This is a genomic window from Nocardioides imazamoxiresistens (assembly GCF_032378595.1).
Taxonomy (GTDB): Bacteria; Actinomycetota; Actinomycetes; order Propionibacteriales; family Nocardioidaceae; genus Nocardioides; species Nocardioides imazamoxiresistens.
In genome coordinates, this window is sequence record NZ_JAVYII010000004.1 from 444,720 (window position 1) to 464,884 (window position 20,165).

Genomic DNA, 20,165 nt, shown 5'->3' on the forward strand with positions numbered 1-20,165 from the left:
CGCCGACACGCGGAGTCGTGCCGAAGCAGTTGCACGAGTTGTGCGGCGGGCGTACGGTTACCCCCACATCTAGTACTTACACGGATGTAGTTATCCACATCTAGTCCCCAGGACGGGTGTCGGATACCCACAGGAACACCCCGCTCCATCCACAGCAGGACCCCTTTTCATCCACATCCAGCCCCTCGGGAGGAGACCGCCGTGCACTGCCCGTTCTGCCGGAACAGCGACACGAAGGTGCTCGACTCGAGGGTCGCGGAGGACGGCGGCTCGATCCGTCGACGCCGTGCGTGCCTGGGGTGCGAGCAGCGGTTCACCACGGTGGAGCAGATGCAGCTGACGGTCCTGAAGCGCTCCGGCGCGACGGAGCCGTTCAACCGCGAGAAGGCGGTCGCCGGCGCGCGCAAGGCGTGCAAGGGGCGGCCGGTGACGCAGGACCAGCTCGCGTGCCTCGGCCAGCAGGTCGAGGACGCGCTGCGTGCCCTCGGGTCCGCCGAGATCCCCGCCCACCAGGTCGGCCTGGCCATCCTCACGCCGCTGCGCGAGCTCGACGAGGTCGCGTACCTCCGGTTCGCCAGCGTCTACCGCTCGTTCGAGTCCGCCGCCGACTTCGAGGCCGAGATCGCGCTCCTGCGTCTCGACCGCGAGGCCGCCGCCCTGGCTGCCGGCCCCGGGTCGCACGCCGCGTGCGGAGGGACTGTCGGTGGGTCCGGCAAAGATGCCGAACGGGCGACGTCAGCCACCACCGGCTGACCCCAGAACCGCCCGGCACGTCGTGGGGAAGCGACGTGCCGGGCGAACCACCCTTCCCCGTCAGGGCCGTCTCGCGCCGGTCTCGATCACCCAGAAGAAGCACACGCAGCAGGAACACCCGTCGTCGCGGGTCGGTTGAGTCAGAGAGGACCTCTGGCGCTGCCACGGCGACGACGGCGACGAAGACGCACACACGCAGCAACCGACAATGAGGAGATTCCATGACGGAGACGGTGAGCGGCCCGGGCGCGGCAGCCGCAGGGCGGTCGCAGGGTTCGACCGGCCTCACGATCGAGCGGGTGTTCAGCACCGAGGGTGTGCACCCGTACGACGAGATCACCTGGGAGCGTCGCGACGTCGTCCAGACCAACTGGAAGACCGGCGACACCGTCTTCGAGCAGCGTGGCGTCGAGTTCCCCGACTTCTGGTCGGTCAACGCCTCGACCATCGTCACGTCGAAGTACTTCCGCGGCGCCCTCGGCACCGACGTGCGCGAGTGGAGCCTCAAGCAGCTCGTCGACCGCGTCGTGAAGACGTACGTGGCGGCCGGCGTCGAGCACGGCTACTTCGCGTCGGACGCCGACGCCGAGGTCTTCGAGCACGAGCTCACCTGGCTGCTCGCGCACCAGTACTTCTCGTTCAACTCGCCCGTGTGGTTCAACGTCGGCACCGCGTCGCCGCAGCAGGTCTCCGCCTGCTTCATCCTCTCCGTCGACGACTCGATGGACTCGATCCTGAACTGGTACAAGGAGGAGGGGTTCATCTTCAAGGGCGGCTCCGGCGCCGGCCTCAACCTCTCCCGCATCCGCTCGAGCAAGGAGCTGCTCTCCAGCGGCGGCACCGCGAGCGGCCCGGTCTCCTTCATGCGCGGCGCCGACGCGTCCGCGGGCACCATCAAGTCGGGTGGCGCGACCCGCCGCGCGGCCAAGATGGTCGTCCTCGACGTCGACCACCCGGACATCGAGGAGTTCGTGGCGACGAAGGCGCGCGAGGAGGACAAGATCCGCGCGCTGCGCGACGCCGGCTTCGACATGGACCTCGGCGGCGACGACATCACGTCGGTGCAGTACCAGAACGCCAACAACTCGGTCCGCGTCTCCGACGAGTTCATGCGCGCCGTCGAGGACGGCACCGAGTTCGGCCTGCGCGCCCGCCAGACGGGCGAGGTCATCGAGACCGTCGACGCCCGCGACCTGTTCCGCAAGATCTCGCAGGCCGCCTGGGAGTGCGCCGACCCGGGTCTGCAGTACGACGACACCATCAACGACTGGCACACCAACCCCGAGACGGGCCGCATCACCGCGTCCAACCCCTGCTCGGAGTACATGTCGCTCGACAACTCGTCGTGCAACCTGGCGTCGCTCAACCTGCTGAAGTTCCTCAAGGACGACGACACGTTCGACGCCGAGCTCTTCGCCAAGGCCGTCGAGGTCATCATCACGGCGATGGACATCTCCATCTGCTTCGCGGACTTCCCGACGGAGCCGATCGGCGAGACCACGCGCAACTACCGCCAGCTGGGCATCGGGTACGCGAACCTCGGCGCCCTGCTGATGGCCATGGGCCTCGGCTACGACTCCGACGGCGGCCGCGCGATGGCCGGCACCATCACGTCGCTGATGACCGGCACGTCGTACCGTCGCTCGGCCGAGCTGGCCGCCATCGTCGGCCCCTACAACGGGTACGCCCGCAACGCCGAGGCGCACCAGCGCGTCATGCGCAAGCACCAGGCGGCCAACGACGCCGTGCGCACCCTGCACACCAACGACACCGCGGTGCACCGCCTCGCCACCAAGGAGTGGGCGCAGGTCGTCGAGCTCGGCAAGGTCAACGGCTTCCGCAACGCGCAGGCCTCCGTGCTCGCGCCCACCGGCACCATCGGCTTCATGATGGACTGCGACACCACCGGCATCGAGCCCGACTTCTCGCTCGTGAAGTTCAAGAAGCTCGTCGGCGGCGGCTCGATGCAGATCGTCAACCAGACGATCCCGCGCGCCCTGAAGAAGCTCGGCTACCAGCCGGAGCAGGTCGAGGCGATCGTCGCCTACATCGGCGAGCACGGCCACGTGGTCGACGCCCCGGGCCTGCGCACGGAGCACTACGAGGTCTTCGACACCGCGATGGGCGCCCGCGCGCTCAAGCCCATGGGTCACGTGCGGATGATGGCGGCGGCGCAGCCGTTCCTGTCCGGCGCGATCAGCAAGACGGTCAACCTGCCCGAGTCGGCGTCGGTCGAGGAGATCGAGGACGTCTACCTGCAGTCGTGGAAGCTCGGCCTCAAGGCCACCGCGATCTACCGCGACAACTGCAAGGTCGGCCAGCCCCTCTCCGACGGTGGCGGCAAGGCGAAGAAGGACGCGGCCGACGCGGCCGACGCCGCCGCTGCTGCGGGCGAGGTCGTCGAGAAGATCGTCGAGAAGGTCGTCTACGCCCCGACCCGCAAGCGCCTGCCGAAGTCGCGCGTCTCGCGCACGACCTCGTTCACGGTCGGCGGTGCCGAGGGCTACATGACCTCCGGCGCGCACGACGACGGCGAGCTCGGCGAGATCTTCCTCAAGCTCGGCAAGCAGGGCTCGACGCTGGCCGGCGTGATGGACGCGTTCTCGATCGCGGTCTCCATCGGTCTGCAGTACGGCGTGCCGCTCGAGACCTACGTCTCGAAGTTCACCAACCTGCGCTTCGAGCCGGCCGGTCTGACCGACGACCCGGACGTGCGGATGAGCCAGTCGATCATGGACTACATCTTCCGCCGCCTGGCGCTGGACTACCTGTCCTTCGAGGAGCGCTCGGCGCTCGGCATCTACTCGGCCGAGGAGCGTCAGCGTCATCTGGAGACGGGCTCGTACGAGCCGGTCGAGGAGACGGGTTCGGCCGCCGAGCTCGTCGAGGCGCCCGTCGTCGAGACGGTCCGGGAGTCCAAGGACTCGGCCCCGGTCGAGGTCGAGATCGTCGCCGCTCCCGCGGCCCAGGAGGCCCACACCTCCGCCGAGCTGCTGGAGAAGATCACGGGCACGGCCGTCGACAGCCCGCTCTGCTTCACCTGCGGCACGAAGATGCGCCCCGCCGGCTCCTGCTACGTCTGCGAGGGCTGCGGCAGCACCAGCGGCTGCAGCTGACCGCTCCGCACCGGCCCCGGGTCCTGTCCACAGGACCCGGGGCCGGTGTGCGTCTGGACGCCGGGACTGTCGGTGCCCCCGGGCAGGCTCCCCCCATGACGACCACGGGGGACACGACAGGCGGGACGACCACGAGACCGACGGGACCGACGAGGGAGGCCAACCGGTGGAGCTGAGCGCGGCGCACGCGATGGCGACCGGCCTCCTCGCCGAGCACGGCCTCGAGGGCTGGACGGTGGAGCTCGACCTGGCGAAGGCGCGGGCCGGGGTGTGCCGCTACGCCACCCGCACCATCGGGTTGAGCGCCCACCTGACCCGGCTGCACGACGAGGTGACGGTGCGCGACACCGTCCTGCACGAGATCGCCCACGCCATCGCCGGCCCCCGGGCCGGTCACGGGCCGACCTGGCGTGCCGTGGCGCGGCGGATCGGCTGCGCCGCCGACCGCTGCCTGCCCGCCGACGCCCCGCGGGTGCCGGGCGCGTGGCTGGGCGTCTGCCCGGCCGGCCACACCGCGGAACGGCACCGGCGACCCGAACGGCTCGCCTCCTGCGCGACGTGCCGTCCGTCGTTCTCCGCGGAGCACCTCTACGAGTGGACCCACCGGGGCCGCCCGGAACCGATGCACCCGAACTACGTCGCCGAGCTCGAGGCGCTGCGCACCGGTCGGCCCGTCGTCCGCCTCGGCCCCGGCCACGTGGTGCGGATCGTGGCGCCCGGGAGCCACCACGGTCGCCGCGGCGTCGTCGCCAAGCGCGGCCGCACGCGCTACCAGGTGCGCGTGGGCCGCACGATGCTGAGCGTCCCGTTCGCGGGCGTCGAGCTCCTCGACGGCTGAGCGCCCGGGCGGAACGGGTCGGCGGGACGTGCCAGCGGACGTGTCAGCGGAACGCCGCGATCCCCGTCATCGCCTGGCCGAGCACGAGGGTGTGCATCTCGACGGTGCCCTCGTAGGTGAGCACGGACTCGAGGTTGTTGGCGTGCCGCAGCACGGGGTACTCCAACGAGATCCCGTTCGCGCCCAGGATCGTGCGGGCCGTGCGGCAGATCTCGAGCGCCTCGCGCACGTTGTTGAGCTTGCCGAGGCTGACCTGCTCGGGTCGCAGCGTGCCGGCGTCCTTCATCCGCCCGAGGTGCAGGGCCAGGAGCAGGCCCTTGGTGTACTCGAGGTTCATGTCGACGAGCTTGGCCTGGGTCAGCTGGAACCCGGCGATGGGGCGACCGAACTGCTCGCGCTCCCCGGCGTACGCCAGCGCTGCCGCCAGCGACGACCGCGCGGCCCCCAGGGAGCCCCACACGATGCCGTAGCGCGCCTCGTTCAGGCAGGACAGCGGGCCCTTGAGCCCGCTGACCTCGGGCAGGACCGCGTCGGCGGGCAGACGGACGCCGTCGAGGACGAGCTCGCTGGTCACCGAGGCCCGCAGCGACTGCTTGTGCTTGATCTCCGGCGCGCTGAACCCCGGCGTCGAGGTCGGCACGACGAAGCCGCGAATGCCGTGCGCGGAGTCGTCGGTCTGGGCCCACACGACGGCGACGTCGGCGACGGTGCCGTTGGTGATCCACATCTTGCGTCCGTCGAGGATCCAGTCGGCGCCCTCCCCGGCGCCGTCGCGGCGGGCCCGCGTGCGCATGCTGCCGGGGTCGGAGCCGTGGTCGGGCTCGGTGAGGCCGAAGCAGCCGATCGCCTCGCCGGCCGCCATCCGCGGCAGCCACTCCTGCTTGTGCTCCTCGCTGCCCCAGCGCCAGATGGCGTACATCGCCAGCGAGCCCTGCACGGAGACCAGGGAGCGCACCCCGGAGTCGCAGGCCTCGAGCTCCAGGCAGGCGAGGCCGTACTCCGTCGCCGACATCCCGGCGCAGCCGTAGCCCTCGAGGTGCATGCCGAGCAGCCCCAGCGAGCCCAGCTCGCGGACGAGGCCGCGCACGTCGTCGATCTCGCCGCGCTCGAACCAGTCGGCGACGTGCGGCTGGACGCGCTGCTCGCACAGCTGGCGCACCGACGCGCGCACGGCCTTCTCCTCGGCGGAGAGCAGCGCGTCGATGCCGGCCGGGTCGAGCGGCGCGAACGGCGGGAGGGTGGTGGCGGTGCTCATGACGGGATCTCCTCGGTCAGCCAGCGGCGGATGTCGTCGTTGTGCTCGCCCAGCGCGGGCGGTCGGGTGTAGCGGGTCACGGGGGTGGCGCTGTACGTGATCGGGTGCCGCACCTGCGGCGGCGTGTCGGGCGCATCGGGGGTCGCGACGTCGACCGTCGGCTCGAGCCCGAGCTGCTCGGCCAGCCCGAACGCGTCCGCGAGGTCGCCCACCGCGCCGGCCGGCAGCCCGAGCGCGCCGAGCCGCTGCGTCCAGCCTGCCACGGTGTCGCTCGCGAGGGCGGCCTCGAGCGCCGCCACCAGGGCGGGCCGGTGCGCGACCCGGGCCGCGTTGGTCGCGAACCGCTCGTCGTCGGCCAGGTCGGCCGCCCCGAGCGCGGTCGCGAGCGTGCGGAACTGCCGGTCGTTCCCGCAGCACACGGCGAGGTGGCCGTCGGCGGTGCGCAGCGTCTCGTACGGCGCGATCGAGGGATGGGCGTTGCCGAGCGCGCCGGGCGCGACCCCGGTGGTGAGGAACGCCGAGGCCTGGTTGGCCAACGAGCCGAGCAGGCTGCTGAGCAGGTTCACCTCGACCTGCTGTCCGCGACCGGTCGCGGCCCGCGAGCGCAGCGCCGCGAGCACCCCGATCACCGCGTCCTTCGCGGTCAGGACGTCGACCAGCGCCACCCCCACCTTGGTGGGCTCGCCGGGCCGGCCCGTGATGGACATCAGCCCGCCGAGGGCCTGGACCAGGAAGTCGTAGCCGGCCATGTCCTTCCCGCCGCCGCTGCCGAAGCCGGTGACCGAGACGTGCACCAGCCCCGGGTTGAGGGCGGCCAGCTCGGCGTACCCCAGGCCCTTGCGCGCGAGCGCCCCCGTGCGGAAGTTCTCGACCAGCACGTCCGCGCGCGTGGCGAGCTCGACGGCGAGCGCACGGTCGTCGGGGTCGTCGAGGTCGAGCTCGACGGAGCGCTTGGAGCGGTTGGCCGCCTCGAAGTACGCGCTGGTGGTCGCGGTCCACGGCGGCCCCCAGTGCCGGGTGTCGTCGCCGACGCCGGGCCGCTCCACCTTGACCACGGTGGCGCCGAGGTCGGCGAGCATCGCGGCCGCCAGCGGTCCCGCCAGCACGCGGCTGAAGTCCGCGACGACGAGGCCGTCGAGCGGCAGCGCGCTCACGCCGCGGCGTCCGCGCCGGCGGCCTCGGTGATCGCCGCGACGAGCACGTCGATGCCGTCGGCGAGCAGCTCGGGGGAGATGACCAGCGGGGGCAGCAGCCGGATCACGTTGCCGAAGGTGCCGCAGACCAGGGTCAGCACGCCCTGCTGGGCGCAGGCCGCCGCCACCGCGCGGGCGACCTCGGGAGCGGGCTCGTCCGTGCCGGGTCGCACCAGCTCGACGGCCAGCATCGCGCCGCGGCCGCGCGCCTCGCCGACGACCGGCACCTGTCCGACCAGCGCCTGCAGGCGGGGGAGGACCGCGGCCTCGATCTCGCGGGCGCGCTCCACCAGGCCTTCGCGCTCGATCGCCTCCAGGGCGCCGAGGGCGGCCGCGCAGGCGACGGGGTTGCCGGAGTACGTGCCGCCGAGACCGCCGGCGGGCACCGCGTCCATGATCTCCGCGCGCCCCGTGACGGCTGCCAGCGGCATCCCGCCGCCGAGCGCCTTCGCGGTCGTGACCAGGTCCGGGACGATCCCCTCGTGGTCGCACGCGAACATCGCGCCCGTGCGGCCCAGGCCCGTCTGGATCTCGTCGGCGACCAGCACGATGCCGTGCTCGGCCGCGAGCTCCGCGACCCCGGCGAGGTAGCCGGGCGGGGGCACGACGAACCCGCCCTCGCCCTGGATCGGCTCGACGACGATCGCCGCCACGTGGTGCGCCCCGATCTGGCTGACGACGAGCTCGCGCAGGGCGGCGAGGGCCTCGGCCGCCGCGTGCTCGGGCCCGCTCGGCCAGCGGAACGGGTAGGGCGACGGCGCCCGGTAGACCTCGGGGGCGAACGGTCCGAAACCCTCCTTGTAGGGCACGTTCTTGGCCGTCATCGACATCGTCAGCAGGGTGCGGCCGTGGTACGCGTGGCCCAGCACCACCACCGCGGGCCGGCCGGTGTGCACGCGCGCGATCTTGACCGCGTTCTCGACGGCCTCCGCGCCGGTGCTGAACAGAGCTGTCTTCTTGGCGTGCTCGCCCGGGGTCAGCCGGTTGAGCGCCGCCGCGACCTCGACGAACCCCTCGTACTGCGTGACCAGGAAGCACGTGTGCGTGAAGCGCTCGACCTGCTCGGCGACCCGCCGGGCGACCTCCGGGTGCGAGGCGCCCACGCTGGTCACGGCGATCCCCGAGGCGAGGTCGACGAAGCGGTTGCCGTCGACGTCCTCGACGATGCCGCCGCCCGCGCGCTCGACGAACACGGGCAGGGTGCGGCCCAGCCCATCGGCGAGGTGTGCGTCGCGCTCGGCCTGCATGGCCAGGGAACGGGGTCCGGGCACGGCGGTGACGAGGTGGCGCGTCTGATCGGGCTGGGGCACGGGGATCCTCCACGGGTCGGCTGCGGCGACGGTAGGACGCCACACCGCACCGCGTCGTCGTACGGACCGCACCAGGATGCGCGCCGGGTGGTGCGGATCGACCGAAGTTCAGGCCAGGTCGCGACGTCGCAGCGAGAGCCACACCCGCGCCGCCACGTCGGGGTCGTCGAGGTCGAGGCCCAGCGCCTCCCGGGCCCGCGCGACCCGGTAGCGCAGCGTGTTGCGGTGCAGGCCGCTCGCGCGCGAGGCCGCCTCCCACTGCCCGCGGTGGCGCAGGTACGCCCCCAGCGCGGCCACCACGTCCGCGCCCGCGCCGGCCACCCACGCGTCGAGCCGCGCCTCGACGGCGTGGTCCGGCAGCGGGGACCGCTCGACGTCGACCGCGTCGGCGGCCAGCGTGCGCAGCCGTTCGGCGGCACGGGTGCGGGCGGCGCCGACCTGCTCGAGCCGTGCGGGCGCGGTCAGCACGACGGCGCTCGCCGGTCCGTCCGCGAGCCGCTGGAGGACGAGGTCGAGACCGCCGCCGGGGTCGCCGCCGGGGTCGCCGCTGACGGGCACGAGGAACCACGCCGCGTCGGGCTCCGGCAGCGGCCAGGCGTGCGGTGCAGCGTCGTCGACGAGCCCCGCGGCGACCGCCAGGTCGGCCGGTGCGGTGACCCGCACCCCGAGCAGCCGCACCTCGCGCGGCAGCGGCCCGACCCCCTCGACGTCGGCCAGCCGGTGCGCCGCGTCCAGCAGCCCGTGGTCGACCAGGGTGGCGACGCACCGGCGTACCGTCGCCGTCTCCACCGCGTCGCGGCGCGCCCGCAGGGCGTCGATGCCGAGCAGCGCTGCGGCCGTGGTCGCGACCCGGCGCTGGTCCGGGCCGAGCTGCGCGTCGGTGCCGACCGCGAGGTAGCCGGTCACGCGGTCCTCGACGGCCAGGGGCAGCACGACGACGTAGCGCCCGTCGGCGATGAAGGAGGCCGCCGAGTGCGCCCGGGCGAACGCGAGCCGCGCGACCTCGGCCTGCAGGGCCACGGCCTCGTCGGCCAGCGCGGCCGGATGGATCTGCTCGACCGTGCCGTCGGCGGTGAGCGTCGCCGTCCACCCGCCGAGCAGGCGTGCGAGGCGTCGCGGGACCTCCCGCAGCGGGTCGGCGGAGACGGCGGCGTCGACGAGGTCGCGGTGGGCGGCGACCGTGTCCTGCAGCACGCGCTCGGAGGCGCGCACGCGCGCGGCCCAGTACGCCCGCGTCACCGTGAGGAAGGGCGTCGGCGCCGGCACCAGCAGCAGCGGCACCCCGACGGCCGCGCAGGCCGCCCGCAGCCGCTCCGGGGGGTGGCGGAAGACGGGCCCGAGGCCCAGCCCGAGCGCCGTGACGCCGACCTCGGCGAGACGGCGGACGTACAGCTCGCAGCCCACCGCCGTCTCCGGCAGCGCCAGACCGGTGGTGAGCAGCAGCTCGCCGCCCGACAGGTACGCAGTGGGGTCGGGCAGCTCGGAGACGTGCACCGCGGTCACCTCCGCGCCGCCCTCGCGCAACGAGAAGCCGGGCGCGGGCTGCAGGTCGCGCCCGAGCGTCGCGCACAGGTCGGCCGCGGTGGGTCCGCCCACGTCGCCTCCTCGCTCCGATGTGCGGGTCACCCTAGGCCAGCCGCTCGGTGCCGGCCGGTCGACGGCCTTACACCATTCAGGTGAGCGCCGCCGCCACCAGCGGTTCACCCCGCCGTCGGCGACACGCCCACCCGGGGGTCGTGTCGCCCCACCAGGGTTGCGAACGGTTCTCGGCAAGGCCTCTCAGCCGCCCAGGACCGGTCTTCCGACGACTCCCAGCATCTTCGAGAAAACGACAGGGGAACGTGTCACCGATGAACACGCATGCACGCCGTGCGGCAGCCGTCACCTCGGCCGCCGGACTCGCGCTCGGTCTCACCACGGCGCTCGCGCCGGGCGCCGCCCACGCGGAGGAGACCCCCTCCGCGCCGAAGAACGTCATCGTCCTGATCTCCGACGGGGCCGGCTACAACCAGTTCGACGCATCGCGCCTCTACGACTCCGGGTCCTCCTACCAGCAGGTCACCGTCGACCCGGCGACCGGCGCGATCACCCACGGCGAGTCCACGCCGAGCCAGGTCTACGACGACTACCCGGTCCAGGTCGGCCAGTCGCACTACTCGGCCAACGGCCGGGCCGGCTACGACTCCGCAGCCGCCTGGGGCGACTTCGGCTGGGTCGCCTCCGGGGCCACCGACTCCGCCGCCGCGGCCACCGCGCTCGGCACCGGCGTCAAGACGAACAACGGCACCATCGGCATCACGCCGGGCGGCGACCAGCTGCTGACCGTCGGCGAGCAGGCGGTCGCGGTGGGCAAGAAGGTCGGCGTCGTCACCGACGTGCCCTTCAACCACGCCACCCCGGCGGGCTTCATCGCCCACAACGCCGACCGCAACGACTACCACGGCCTCGCCACCGAGATGATCGACAGCGGCATCGACGTGATCATCGGCGGAGGCCACCCGAACTACACGGACGCGAACCGTCCGCGCGCCTCGCACTTCGGCGGCGGCTCCTGGATCTCGCAGGCCGACTTCGAGCGGGTCTCCGGCGGCGACACGCCGTTCACCTACGTCGAGAGCCGCTCGGACTTCGAGTCCGTCGCCGCCGGCGAGGACGTGCCCGACAAGCTCTTCGGTCTCGCGCAGGTCGCCGAGACGTTCCAGTACAACCGCCCGGGCCTCGGCAACGACGACGTCGCGCCCTACAGCGACCCCGCCAACCGCGGCGTCCCGTCGCTGGCGACCTCGTCGCAGGCCGCGCTCAACGTCCTCGAGCAGGACGAGGACGGGTTCTTCCTCATGATCGAGGCCGGCGCCGTCGACTGGGCGGGCCACGCCAACCAGACCACCCGGGTCGTCGAGGAGCAGAACGCGTTCAACGCCGCCGTCGAGACCGTCGACGCGTGGGTCGAGGCGAACAGCAGCTGGGACGAGACGATGGTCGTCGTCACCGCCGACCACGAGACCGGCTACCTCGCGGGCCCCGGCGCCGGCGCGGAGACGGGCTGGACCGAGCTGACGGGCGAGGCCGGCGAGCTGCCGGACGTCTCGTGGCACTCGGGCGGCCACACCAACGCCCTGGTCCCGCTCTACGCCAAGGGCGCCGGCTCCGAGGTCCTGCGGGCCCGCGCGACCGGCTGGGACGAGGTCCGGGGCGCGTACCTCGACAACACCGACATCGGCGAGACCGTCTTCGACGTCCTCGGTCACGTCGAGGGTGGCGGCGCGACCGTCGGCGTCGAGACCGAGGTCGCCCTCCCGCAGCCCGCGGGCGCGCTCAGCCTGACCATCCCGGCCGCCGCCGAGACCGTCGAGCTGGCCGCCTCCGGCGCCGTCCGCACGGGCGCGCTGCCGCAGGTCGTCGTCGAGGACTCCCGCAACGACGCCCAGGCGCAGGGCAAGGGCTGGACCCTCTCGGGCTCGGCGACCGACTTCGTCGCGGGCAACCGCACCTTCGGCGCCGAGAACCTCGAGTGGACGCCCGGCATCGTCGAGTCGGACTCCGGCGCCACCGCGGGCGGCCGGGCCACCCTGGAGGCCCCGGCGCAGCTGGCCGGCGCCGACGGGGAGGGCCGCTCCGGCCGCACGGTCGTCGACGCCGCGCTGCGCCTCGCGGTGCCCGCGGACGCCGCCGGCGGCCGCTACGGCTCGCAGGTGACGCTCACCCTGTTCGCGCAGGACTGAGTCCCCGCAGGACCCGGTCCGGTCGCGGGTCGACGCCGCAGCGCGTCGACCCGGGCCGGGCCGGGCTCCTCCCCGACCCCCGCACGCACGGCGCCGCGACCGCGGCGCGAGGAAGGCCCGTCGTGACCACCGCCCCTGCCCGCCACCCGGGCGTACGTCCCCTCCCGCGGCACGCCGCCCGCCTGCTGGTCGCCGCACTGCTCGCCGCACTGCTCGCAGTCCTGGCGGGCCTGGCCGGCCTCACCACCCCGGCGCTCGGCGCCCCCACCACGACCGCGCAGGACGCGGGCGACACCACCTGGTCGGTCGTCCCGGCCGACGCGAGCGGTCCCGACGGCCGGATCTCCCTGCGCCACGAGGTCGACCCCGGCGCCACGGTGAGCGACGCGGTCGCGGTGACCAACCTCGGCGCCGATGCGGCCGAGTTCGTCGTCGCCGCCGGTGACGGCATCCTCGGCGACGGCGGCGCCTTCGACATCTCCGCCGAGACCCCGGTGGCCGGCGGGTCCTGGCTCGCCGTCCAGGGGCTCGGCGGCCAGGGCGGGGACCGGGTCACGCTGGCCGCCGGGGAGACCCGCGTGCTGCCCGTGACCCTGACCGTGCCCGAGGACGCGACCCCGGGGGACCACCCGGCCGGCATCGTGGTCGCCCGCTCGGGCAGCGACGGCTCGCTCACCGTCACCCACCGCATCGGCGTGCGCCTGCACCTGCGGGTCACCGGCGAGATCGCCCCGCAGCTCGAGCTCGGGGACGTCGCGAGGGAGTGGTCCGGTTCGCTCGTGCCGTTCGGGCCGGGCACGGTCACGCTGACCTACGACGTCACCAACACCGGCAACGTGCGCCTCGGCGGCGCCGTCGTCGCCTCCACCTCCGGACCGTTCGGCCTCGCGGGCACCGAGTCCGAGGTCGACCGGATCGACGAGCTGCTGCCCGGCGACACCGTCACCCGCACCGTCGAGCTGCGCGCCTGGCCGACCCTGTGGACCTCCGGCGACCTCGAGTTGACGCCCCTGGTGGTCGCCGCCGACCAGGTCGCCGACCCCCGCGGCGACGCCGTCGCCCACGGCGGGCCCGCGGTGCCGTGGACCGGTCTGCTCGTGCTGGTGCTCCTCGCCGTCGCCGTCTGGTGGCGCCGCCGTACGACCCGGCCCGGGAGCGCCCCGGGCGAGACCGACGGGTCCGACGGCCCGGGCGCTCGTCGCGAGCCCGCCGAGGTGGGTGCGTGAGCGCGGGGCGTACGCCCGTCCGCGCGGCCCTCGGGTCCGCGCTCGCCGCGCTGGTGCTCGGCGCTCCGCTGCTGGGCCCGGTGGCGCCCGCGGGGGCGGTGGAGGACGAGGACGGCGGCGTCGGGCTGAGCGGGGGCACGGTGATCGAGCTCGAGGTCGTCGTGACCGGCCCCGCCGGGTCGACCGGACCCACGACCGGACCCACGACCGGGCCCACGACCGGGCCCACGACCGGACCCACGACCGGACCCACGACCGGACCAACGACCGGTTCCAGCGGCGCCCCGGGCGCCGACTCCCCGGGCTCGGACGCCGGGCGACCGGACCGCGGCGTCCTGCCCGACACGGGCGGCCCGGCGTGGGCGTTGCTGGCCGGCGGAGTGGCCGCCGCGGTGGCGGGGGCGCTGCTGGTCCTGCGGGGGCGGCGCGCCGGGCGGGTCAGCGCGCGAGGCTGACCGGCTCCTCGGCGCCGATGCGCCGGCGCAGCAGGAAGCCGGCGACGAGCGCGAGCGGGAACATCAGCACGCCGTAGACCGCAGCGGGCACGGCCAGCCGCTCGTTGTCGAGCACGCTGAGCGCGATGGTGATGGCCAGGGTGCTGTTGTGCAGGCCGACCTCGAAGCAGGACGACAGCGACTGCCGGGCGTCGACGCCCGCGACGCGCGGCACGAGGTAGCCGAGGGTGAGGCTGACCGCGCAGAACAGGGTGGTGATGACACCCACCTGGGCGAGGTACTCACCCACCTCGTCGTCGGCCAGCAGCGCCCCGACGATGACCGCGGCGAGCAGCACCGCCGACGCGATCCGGACCGGCTTGTCGGCGCGGTCGGCGAAGGCGGGGGAGCGGCGGCGCACGAACATGCCGATCGCGACCGGCACGAGCACGATCGCGAAGACCTGCAGCGTCTTGCCGAGCTGGAGACCGAGCGTGTCGGGCCCGTCGGGCTCGAAGAACGCCAGGGACAGGTTGACCACGAGCGGCAGCGTGACGACGGCGATCACCGAGTTGATGGCGGTCAGCGTGATGTTGAGGGCCACGTCGCCGCGGAACAGGTGCGCGAACAGGCTCGCCGTCGTGCCGCCCGGGGAGGCGGCCAGCAGCATCATCCCGACCGCCAGCAGCGGAGGCAGGTCGAAGAGCAGCACCAGGCCGAAGCAGATCGCCGGCAGCAGCAGGAGCTGCGCCCCGAGCGAGAGCACGACCGGCTTGGGGTAGCGACCGATCCGCAGGAAGTCGGCGACCGTGAGGCTCAGGCCGAGGCCGAACATGATCACGGCGAGGGCGATCGGCAGCCCGATCGTCAGCAGGGTGTCGTTCACGGCGGACCTCCGGGTCGGGTGGCGTGACTGTGACACAGATCACCGACAGGTGTCCTGGGGTCGCCGCCAGGACACTTCTTGTCAAAACTACAAAAAAAGCGGGTACGCTTGCGCTCGACCCGATCCGAGGAGGCCCCGTGCAGCTCACCACCGCCCAGACCGACCGCGCCGTCGGCGTGCTCCTGGCCTCGGCCGCCGGCGACGCGCTCGGCGCCGGCTACGAGTTCGGCTCCGCCACGCCTCCCGTCGACGGGTCGCCGCAGATGATCGGCGGCGGCCTGGGCGGGTTCGCCCCCGGCGAGTGGACCGACGACACCGCGCAGGCGTTCGCCATCGCCGAGGTGGCGGCCACCGGGGCCGACCTCCGGTCCCCGGCCGCGCTCGACGCGATCGCCCAGCGCTTCGCCGACTGGTTCGCCGAGGGGCCCGCCGACGTCGGGATCCAGACCGCCCAGGTGCTCGGGGCGGCCGGTGCCGTCACGACCGCGGCGCGGATGCGGGCCGCGGCCGACGCGGTGCACGAGCGCAGCGGCCGCAGCGCCGGCAACGGGTCGTTGATGCGCACGGCCCCCGTCGCCCTCGCCCACCTCGACGACCCGGCGGCGCTGGTGGAGGCCGCCGTCGCCGTCAGCGCGCTGACCCACCACGACCCGCTCGCGGGCGAGGCGGCCGCCCTGTGGTGCCTCCTCGTGCGGCACGCCGTGCTGACCGGCACCTTCGTCGGGGCCCGGGGCGAGCTGCGCCACCTCCCGCCGGTCGCTGCCGAGCGCTGGAGCGCGTGGCTGGACGAGGCCGAGCGCGAGCAGCCCGGCACGTTCACCACCAACGGGTGGGCCGTCGGGGCGCTGCAGGCCGCGTGGTCGGCGATCCACCACACGCCGGTCCCGGCCCACGCGCCCGAGCGGCTCGAGCTGCCGTGCCTGCACCTGCAGCACGCCCTCGAGACCGCCGTGCGGATCGGCCACGACACCGACACCGTCGCGGCGATCGCCGGCGCGCTGCTCGGGGCGCGGTGGGGCGCCAGCGCGGTGCCCTGGCGCTGGCGCCGTCTGCTGCACGGCTGGCCCGGCCCGACCACGGCCGGCCCCTCGGACGCCCGCCGGCTGGTCGAGCTCGCCACGCTGACGGTGCGCCGCGGGGTGGCCGACGCCACCGGGTGGCCGCTCGTCGAGGAGGTCACCTACGCGCAGCGCGCGGCGGCGAGGGCGACGGCGTACCCCTTCGACCCCGACGTGCTGCTCGGCACCCACGCCACGCGCGGGCACGGGGCCTCCGCGGTCGTCGCCGCCTGCCGCGTCGGCCGGTCGCAGCCGAGCGCCGCGGGTGCCGAGGTGGTCGTGGAGTCGCGGCTCGTCGACCACGACGACCCGGCGGAGAACCCGCACCTCCACTTCGCGCTGCTCGACGCCGCCGACGCCGTGCGCGGGCTGCGGGCCGAGGGCCACCGCGTGCTGCTGCACTGCGTGGCCGCCCAGCAGCGCACACCGAGCATCGCGCTGGCGCTGGCGCGGCTCGAGGGGGTGGACGCCGACCTCGCCCGTGACGCGGTCCGCAGCGCCCTGCCCGACGCGCGCGCCCGCGGCGCCCTGTGGGACGCTGCCGCGGAGCTCGGGCCGGCGCCGGGGTCCACCAGGGTCGCGTCCTAGGCTCGGCCGGGTGGACGACGACCTGCTGCGGGCCCTCGGCGCGGAGGTGATGCGCATCGCCGCCCGGCGCACGGAGGGATACGCCGGGTCCGTCCTCGACTACTCCGCGTTCCGCGTCCTCTGGCGACTGGCGGACGACGGGCCCCGCACGCTCGGCGAGCTGGGCGAGGCCCTGCAGCTGGAGCGCTCGACGGTCAGCAGGCAGGTGCGCGGCTGCGTCGACCGCGGGCTGGTCGAGCGGGTCGCCGGTGACGACGACCGCTCGCACCGGGTGCGGGCCACGGCGGCCGGGCTGGAGGCGTACCGGCACGACCTCGCGGTGCGCGGCGTGGCCTGGAGCGGCGCGCTGTCCGCGCTCGGCGAGGAGCGTGCGTACGCCCTGGTGCGCGACCTGCGCGCGTTCAACGACGGACTGGACGCGGCTCGGGGGCGACCGGCTCGCTGACGTGGCCGTGGTCCGGCGCCGGCGTGCGCGGGATGAACGCAGCGATGGCGACTCCGACGAACGCGGCGAGCGCGCCGACGAGGAAGCAGAGCCGGAACGCGCCCTGGCTGGGCACGGCGAACGCGCCGAAGGTCTCGGTGCTGCTGGTGAGCAGCGTGCCCATCACCGCCGCGGCGAGGGTGGTGCCGACCGAGCGCATGAGCGCGTTGAGCCCGACCGCCGAGGCCGCTTCGCGAGCCGGGGCGGCGTCCAGGATCAGCGTGGGCATCGCGGCGTAGCCGATGCCGACGCCGGCCGACGACACGCACGAGGCGACGAGGAGCTGCCACGGGGCGTCCATCAGGAGCAGGGCCACCAGGTAGCCCACGCCCAGCACGACCGCCCCGGCCATCAGCGTGTGCTTCGCCCCGACCGAGGTGATCAGGCGTCCGGAGACGGGCGCGAACACCATCATCATCAGACCGGCCGGGGCCATCCAGAGGCCGGCCGCGAGGATGCTCTGGCCCAGTCCGTAGCCGGTGAGCTCCGGCAGCTGGAGCAGCTGCGGGACCACGATGGACTGGGCCATCATCCCGAACCCGATGGCCACCGCCGCGAGGTTCGTCATCAGCACGGGCAGCCGGGCGGTGGTGCGCAGGTCGACCAGCGGGTCGCTCTGTCGCAGCTCGAAGGCGCCCCAGGCGAGCAGCACCACGATGCCGCCGACGATCGCGCCGAGCGTGCGGGGGTCGGTCCAGCCCCAGGTGGTGGCCTTCGAGACGCCGACGAGGAGGGTGACGAGCCCGAGGGCCAGGCCCAGGGCGCCGACGACGTCGAGGCGTCCGGGCTGGGCGTCGCGCACGTGCGGCACGAGGGCCCAGGTCAGGGCCAGGATCACGGCGGCGACGCCCGTGGCCACCCAGAACAGGGCGTGCCAGTCGCCGACCTCGACGATCCACGCGGAGAGGGGGAGCCCGATCGCGCCGCCGACACCGAGCGTCGCGCTCATGGCGGCGGTCGCGCTCGCGGTCATCTCGGGAGGGGTGACCTCGCGCATGAGCGAGATGCCGACGGGGATGAACCCCATCGCGACCCCCTGCAGGCCCCGGCCGACGAGCATCGGGAGCAGGGTGTCGGACAGGGCGCAGACGAGGGAGCCGACGACGAGGACGGCGGCACTGCCGACGAGCACGCGCTGCTTGCCGACGAGATCGGCGATGCGACCGGCGACCGGCATCGCGACGGCGGAGGCCAGGAGCGTCACGGTCACCACCCATGCCGCGTTCGCGGGGCTCGTGCCGAGGAGCGTCGGCAGCTCGGACTGGATGGGGATGACCAGGGTCTGGGTCAGCGCGGCGGCGAGGCCGCCGACGCACAGCACGACCACGGTGGCGGTCGGGCTGGCGGAACGGGTGCGGGGCACGGGGGACTCCTCGGGACGGACGGCAAACTGTTGCATCGTACATATGGTTGTGCGATGCAACGAAACGGCGTGGAGCGACGCCGGGTCCCGAAACGGGTCGACGGCCCGCCGCCGCGATGGGGCAGACTGGACGCGGGCCACCGGGCCCCGGCCGACCACGTCGGCGGCCGCACCGATCGAGAGGTTGACCCTTGTCCTCGCACGCGAACGTCCTCGACGATCTGGAGTGGCGCGGCCTCGTCGCGCACTCGACCGATCGCGACGCCCTCCACTCCCACCTGGGACAGGGCAGCGTGCGCTATTACGTGGGTTTCGACCCGACGGCGCCGAGCCTGCACATCGGGAACCTGGTGCAGATCCTCACGGCCCGGCGTCTGCAGGAGGCCGGCCACACGCCGTACCTGCTCGTCGGCGGCGCCACCGGCCTGATCGGCGACCCGCGGGACTCGGGGGAGCGGGTGCTCAACACCCTCGACACCGTCAAGGACTGGGTCGAGCGCCTACGCGGCCAGCTCGAGCGGTTCCTGTCCTTCGACGGCCCGAACGCCGCGACGATGGTGAACAACTACGACTGGACCGCGTCCCTGTCGACCATCGACTTCCTGCGCGACATCGGCAAGCACTTTCCGGTCAACCGGATGCTGGCACGCGACACGGTCAAGCGTCGCCTCGAGGACGGCATCAGCTTCACGGAGTTCAGCTACGTGCTGCTGCAGTCCATGGACTACCTCAACCTCTACCGCGACCGCGGCGTCACGCTGCAGTTCGGCGGCTCGGACCAGTGGGGCAACCTGACCGGGGGCGTCGAGCTGGTACGCCGTGCCGACGGCGGCCACGCGCACGCCTTCGCCACCCCGTTGATCACGAAGGCGGACGGCAGCAAGTACGGCAAGTCGGAGGGCGGTGCGCTCTGGCTCGACCCGGACATGCTCTCGCCCTACGGCTTCTACCAGTTCTGGCTCAACGTCGAGGACGTCAAGGTGGGCGAGCTGCTGAGGGTGTTCACCTTCCTCGACCACGACGAGATCACCGACATCGAGACCCGAAGCGCCGAGAAGCCGTTCCTGCGTCTGGGGCAGAAGGCGCTCGCCGCCCACGTGACGACGTTGGTGCACGGCGAGGAGGAGACCCGCCGCATCGAGGAGGCGTCCGCCGCCCTCTTCGGGGGCGGGGACCTGGGTGCACTGGGGGGCAGCACCCTGGCCGCGGCCCTGCGGGAGGCCGGCTCGGTCCAGGTGCCGGCGTCCGCCGGCCTCGACGTCGTCGGTCTGCTCGTGGAGTCGGGCCTGGCGAAGAGCAAGGGTGAGGCACGTCGCACCGTCGGCGAGGGAGGTGCGTACCTCAACAACGAGCGCGTCACCGACCCCGAGCTGGTGCCGACGTGGGACCACACCGTCGCCGGCGGGTGGCTCGTCCTGCGCCGCGGCAAGAAGAACCTCGCCGGCGTCGAGCTCGTCTGAGCGCCGACCGCACGGGCCCGCGAGGGCCGTCCAGCATCCGTGGGCCCGCCGGAAACGGCGGGCCCACGACGCATTTTTCGCGTGGTTGTGGGCTCTCCGCCCCCTGTGCCCCAGGTCACGCCACTCCGGTTTGACCCGGTCGGGGCACGGACGTAATGTTCTCGCTCGTTGCCCCGAACAGCGACGGGGAGCAAGGCCGAAAGGCCGGGCTCCCGGCCCGGGGGAACCACCACTTACATCGAACGCCTCGGAAGAGGTTGGGATCGCCGCGTGCGAAACCGATCGAATCAGAGGTTTACGAAGTATGCGGTGAATCGGTCGAAATACCCCGAGTTTGCACGGGGGAAATCTTCCGGTAATGTACTGCCTCGCAAGCCCCGAGGGGCTGAAGGAAACTTCGGTCAAGCGGTGCGCGTGTGATTCTTGAGAACTCAACAGTGTGTCATATAAGTCGACGGATTAGTTTGTTTGTTTTTGCC

Annotated in this window: 15 protein-coding genes; 9 read left to right on the forward strand and 6 right to left on the reverse strand. The window is 73.5% G+C overall.

Annotated features, from left to right (window positions below; genetic code table 11):
• The first annotated feature begins 201 nt into the window (after positions 1-201).
• From nrdR to RDV89_RS11440, 3 genes are all read left to right on the forward strand, one after another.
• A complete protein-coding gene (nrdR, locus tag RDV89_RS11430; RefSeq protein WP_315733173.1) occupies positions 202-753 on the forward strand; it encodes a transcriptional regulator NrdR in 552 nt (183 codons plus the stop codon).
• A 221-nt stretch (positions 754-974) separates the two neighbouring features.
• Positions 975-3,869 carry a vitamin B12-dependent ribonucleotide reductase gene (locus RDV89_RS11435; protein WP_315733174.1) on the forward strand — a complete coding sequence of 965 codons (2,895 nt, stop codon included), beginning with the start codon at positions 975-977 and terminating at the stop codon, positions 3,867-3,869.
• 166 nt (positions 3,870-4,035) lie between these two features.
• On the forward strand, positions 4,036-4,707 hold the full coding sequence (locus RDV89_RS11440; RefSeq protein ID WP_315733175.1) for a SprT-like domain-containing protein: 672 nt from the start codon (positions 4,036-4,038) through the stop codon (positions 4,705-4,707).
• Between the two features lie 43 nt (positions 4,708-4,750).
• On the opposite strand, the gene RDV89_RS11445 is transcribed toward RDV89_RS11440, so the two are convergent.
• The 4 genes from RDV89_RS11445 to RDV89_RS11460 form a co-directional block, all read right to left on the reverse strand.
• Positions 4,751-5,962: an acyl-CoA dehydrogenase family protein gene (locus RDV89_RS11445; protein ID WP_315733176.1), complete on the reverse strand. Its 1,212-nt coding sequence runs from the start codon at positions 5,960-5,962 to the stop codon at positions 4,751-4,753.
• On the reverse strand, positions 5,959-7,116 hold the full coding sequence (locus RDV89_RS11450; protein ID WP_315733177.1) for a CaiB/BaiF CoA transferase family protein: 1,158 nt from the start codon (positions 7,114-7,116) through the stop codon (positions 5,959-5,961). The genes RDV89_RS11445 and RDV89_RS11450 overlap by 4 nt, the downstream gene beginning before the upstream one ends.
• Positions 7,113-8,465 carry a 4-aminobutyrate--2-oxoglutarate transaminase gene (gabT, locus tag RDV89_RS11455; protein ID WP_315733178.1) on the reverse strand — a complete coding sequence of 451 codons (1,353 nt, stop codon included), beginning with the start codon at positions 8,463-8,465 and terminating at the stop codon, positions 7,113-7,115. Before gabT ends, RDV89_RS11450 begins: the two co-directional genes overlap by 4 nt.
• 108 nt (positions 8,466-8,573) lie before the next feature.
• Positions 8,574-10,061: a PucR family transcriptional regulator ligand-binding domain-containing protein gene (locus RDV89_RS11460; protein ID WP_315733179.1), complete on the reverse strand. Its 1,488-nt coding sequence runs from the start codon at positions 10,059-10,061 to the stop codon at positions 8,574-8,576.
• A gap of 254 nt (positions 10,062-10,315) precedes the next feature.
• Here RDV89_RS11460 and RDV89_RS11465 point away from each other — a divergent pair, with 254 nt between their 5' ends.
• The 3 genes from RDV89_RS11465 to RDV89_RS11475 all read left to right on the forward strand — a co-directional run bounded on the left by RDV89_RS11465 (position 10,316) and on the right by RDV89_RS11475 (position 13,868).
• Positions 10,316-12,187: an alkaline phosphatase gene (locus RDV89_RS11465; protein ID WP_315733180.1), complete on the forward strand. Its 1,872-nt coding sequence runs from the start codon at positions 10,316-10,318 to the stop codon at positions 12,185-12,187.
• A 122-nt stretch (positions 12,188-12,309) separates the two neighbouring features.
• Positions 12,310-13,413 carry a COG1361 family protein gene (locus RDV89_RS11470; protein ID WP_315733181.1) on the forward strand — a complete coding sequence of 368 codons (1,104 nt, stop codon included), beginning with the start codon at positions 12,310-12,312 and terminating at the stop codon, positions 13,411-13,413.
• The gene (locus tag RDV89_RS11475; RefSeq protein WP_315733182.1) at positions 13,410-13,868 is read left to right on the forward strand and encodes an LPXTG cell wall anchor domain-containing protein; all 459 of its coding nucleotides are present in this window, start codon (positions 13,410-13,412) and stop codon (positions 13,866-13,868) included. The genes RDV89_RS11470 and RDV89_RS11475 overlap by 4 nt, the downstream gene beginning before the upstream one ends.
• Here the strand turns inward: RDV89_RS11475 and RDV89_RS11480 are convergent.
• A complete protein-coding gene (locus RDV89_RS11480) occupies positions 13,852-14,733 on the reverse strand; it encodes a bile acid:sodium symporter family protein (protein WP_315733183.1) in 882 nt (293 codons plus the stop codon). The genes RDV89_RS11475 and RDV89_RS11480 overlap by 17 nt on opposite strands.
• A gap of 137 nt (positions 14,734-14,870) precedes the next feature.
• Between RDV89_RS11480 and RDV89_RS11485 the strand changes: the two genes are divergently transcribed.
• Both RDV89_RS11485 and RDV89_RS11490 read left to right on the forward strand, forming a co-directional pair.
• Entirely contained in the window at positions 14,871-16,379 is a 1,509-nt protein-coding gene (locus tag RDV89_RS11485) for an ADP-ribosylglycohydrolase family protein (protein WP_315733184.1), read from the forward strand.
• A gap of 10 nt (positions 16,380-16,389) precedes the next feature.
• A complete protein-coding gene (locus RDV89_RS11490) occupies positions 16,390-16,824 on the forward strand; it encodes a MarR family winged helix-turn-helix transcriptional regulator (RefSeq protein WP_315733185.1) in 435 nt (144 codons plus the stop codon).
• Here RDV89_RS11490 and RDV89_RS11495 read toward each other — a convergent pair.
• The gene (locus tag RDV89_RS11495) at positions 16,781-18,226 is read right to left on the reverse strand and encodes an MFS transporter (protein ID WP_315733186.1); all 1,446 of its coding nucleotides are present in this window, start codon (positions 18,224-18,226) and stop codon (positions 16,781-16,783) included. The two genes, RDV89_RS11490 and RDV89_RS11495, sit on opposite strands and share 44 nt — an antisense overlap.
• A gap of 191 nt (positions 18,227-18,417) precedes the next feature.
• On the opposite strand from RDV89_RS11495, the gene tyrS reads away from it, so the two are divergent.
• Positions 18,418-19,686 (forward strand): tyrosine--tRNA ligase, encoded by a 1,269-nt coding sequence (gene tyrS / locus RDV89_RS11500; protein WP_315733187.1) that lies wholly within the window; start codon positions 18,418-18,420, stop codon positions 19,684-19,686.
• Positions 19,687-20,165: the final 479 nt, after the last annotated feature.

What these genes read in the sequence shown, in the direction of transcription:
- RDV89_RS11465 (WP_315733180.1), top strand. Translation starts at nt 10,316, where the DNA reads ATGAACACGCATGCACGCCGTGCGGCAGCCGTCACCTCGGCCGCCGGA.
- RDV89_RS11435 (WP_315733174.1), top strand. Translation starts at nt 975, where the DNA reads ATGACGGAGACGGTGAGCGGCCCGGGCGCGGCAGCCGCAGGGCGGTCG.
- RDV89_RS11445 (WP_315733176.1), bottom strand. Translation starts at nt 5,962, where the DNA reads ATGAGCACCGCCACCACCCTCCCGCCGTTCGCGCCGCTCGACCCGGCC.